3 protein-coding genes are annotated in these 2,479 nt (G+C 56.3%); all 3 read right to left on the bottom strand.

Annotated elements, in window-relative coordinates; genetic code table 11:
- Window positions 1-76 precede the first annotated feature (76 nt).
- Window positions 77-799, bottom strand: coding sequence for a DUF6318 family protein (locus HMPREF2919_RS06405; protein WP_070666841.1), 723 nt, complete (start codon window positions 797-799; stop codon window positions 77-79).
- A gap of 128 nt (window positions 800-927) precedes the next feature.
- Entirely contained in the window at window positions 928-1,167 is a 240-nt protein-coding gene (locus tag HMPREF2919_RS06410; RefSeq protein ID WP_070666843.1) for a transcriptional initiation protein Tat, read from the bottom strand.
- Window positions 1,168-1,404: 237 nt separating this feature from the next.
- Complete coding sequence (locus HMPREF2919_RS06415) at window positions 1,405-2,064, bottom strand: ATP pyrophosphatase (RefSeq protein WP_070666845.1); 660 nt, start codon at window positions 2,062-2,064, stop codon at window positions 1,405-1,407.
- Between the last annotated feature and the right edge of the window lie 415 nt (window positions 2,065-2,479).

Genomic DNA, 2,479 nt, shown 5'->3' on the forward strand with positions numbered 1-2,479 from the left:
CGCCCGCCTCGTGGGTTTATTCCACGGGGCGGGCGCCTTTTAGGTGTAGAAGCTACGCGCTTCTAGACTGAAGCTTTTAGGAAGCAGAAGCCGATGCAGAAGCCTCAGATTCAGACTTCATGCCAGTCAGCTTCCACGCGCCGTTCTCGTACACACCGCGCAGGGTACGCTCGTTGACGTTCTCACGACCGCTTTCGGGGACCTCCAGAACCTTATCCTTAGATGCCATGAATTCACCGCGGGTAAGGGTGAAGCGAGCATTCCAGGTGTATGCCTTACCATCGCGGGTGGGCTGTGCGGAGAGCAGGGTGATGGTGACGGTCGGGTCGTGCATCCAGACTTCACCCTTGACCAGCTTTTCGCCGAGGGTGCCGTCTTCCGGCTCGAGCATCGACTTGAGTTCACTCTTGTCCATGTCGCTTTCACGCAGGGGCTCGGTCTTACCGGTACGCATGTAGTATTCCATGGCTGCGCCGAAGAACGCGATGGACTGGTACAGGCCCTCCACGCTGTTCTCGTTAGCGACGGCAGGCTTCACGGGCACGGGCACGTTCTTGGCCGGCTCGGTGCGGGTTGCCAGCTGGTAGTCAGCAGGCTTGGAGGTGTAACCGTCCAGGACAGCAGGACCAGAGTAGTCGGCGCGTGCGTTGTTAACTTCGGCGTCCGAGGTAGAAGCGCTACCGGATGCAGATGCGGAGCCGCTGGATGCCTGAGACTGCGAACCGCATGCGGCAAGGAGGGTCGCGCCACCGGCGGCAGCGAGCAGGCCGAGTGCGGATCGGCGGGTTACGTTCTTCATTTTTCTCTCTATCTGTGGTGTGTTTTCCGCACCGTGGTGCGGGTGATGCCTGGGGCATCTAACGGGAAGACGGCACTACACGAATGTAGTGCCGTCTTCCAGTATATGTTTATTGGGCTTGGTATTTTTTAGCCGCCGTAATAGTAGTAGTGGCTGTAGGAGCTGCCGTAGTAGTCGCTGATGACGATGCGGCCGCGGCGGCCGTAACGGTGCGAGTAGTAGCCGTTGTAGGGGGTGCGGCGCACGGTGGGGCGGTAGGTGGTTGCCTGTGCGGGGGTGAGCAGTGCGCCGAGGGCGGTTGCTGTGCCTGCGCCTGCGGCGGCGAGTGCTGCTCGGCGGGTAAGGCGTGCGGGCTTCTTGGTGGCCATGATATGCCTTTCGGGGTCGGTGTTTCTGTGAAGTGACGTGGTGTGTGCACGGCGTGCGGCTGTGCATTAACCATTTCTTATTGTATGCCTCAACGTTAATGTTTTTACGTGCAGAGTACACCCTCTAGTTGAGGCTTAAACCATGCGGGCTAGTCCACGTTTTTCCGGCAGAAAAATTGCGGAAATATTGGTTGAGAAACACGCCGGGAACGCACTCAATACGGGCTGAATCGCGGGCTACATGTCTACTTCGGCGAGGCCCGAAATTTCCTTGTCCTTGATGTGCGGGATGGTGGAGCTCCAGTTCATCCACGCCTTGACCTGGGTGGCTTCTTCGGGGTTGTTCATGTCTGGCCAGCGGTCGTTTTCAATCCTGAATCGGGTCATTGCGAGGAGAGGGTAGCTGCCGAAGACGGGGCAGAATTCTGCGACTAGTTTGCCGGATTTTGTGTAGAAGTGGAGGGAGTCTGCGTGTTCACGGTCGGTGTTGTTGTCGTATGAGACCGTGTCAATCGCGTTGAGCGGGAAGAACACCGTATCGTTGCACGGCTCTCCCCTTTCGATTCCTTCGGGCGAGATTTTAGTGTAGGTACCGGCGGCGTTCCAGAAGAAGAACATGAAAAAGCCGATCATGCCGAGGCCAATAAAGTCGAATGCGAAGTGGAATCCTACGTCTTCCCCTAGGTGAATGACGGAAGCTCCTACCGCAAACAGAAGAATTACTAGGGCGTATAGAACGATTTCGAAGCGGTTTGTTCGGATGACGTATACGGCTTCGGCGCGTAGTTTCTTTTCGCGGCGTCGGTTGAGTTCGTACGTGACGACGATGCGGAGAACCTTGTAAATCAGTATGGAGTCGAGTGCGCCCCATATGAAAATCATGATGGTGTTGACCATGGTCGCTCACCAGCCTTTCTATCTATCGGTGACCAGCAGCCTTCCGGCAACGATGCGGAGGGTGCGGGTTCGTTCTCAGAGTAGCTAACGAAATCGGGTGGGTAAGCAGGAATTCGCGTTATCCGCGGAGTGGTTGCCCAGTCTTCACCGGAGCATCGCGTCGAGTTAACCTTCTGGTCAGATACGGTGCGATAGGCTAAGGATGTGCCCGCCACCTCACCGGGGCGGGCCTGATTCACCAACCGCTACCGCACAAGGACGTACATACTATGAGCACAGCCGAAGTAAGCAGCGAAGCGTAAAAAGGCAACGAAAGCCTAGAAACCTAGCAAGGAAAGCTAACTATCTACAAGAGGCAAACCGATGGAAATTAATTACAAGCGCCGCCAAAGAGTGGCACTCATTATTTCATTCA

The organism is Rothia sp. HMSC068E02, assembly GCF_001813565.1.
Lineage (GTDB): Bacteria > Actinomycetota > Actinomycetes > Actinomycetales > Micrococcaceae > Rothia.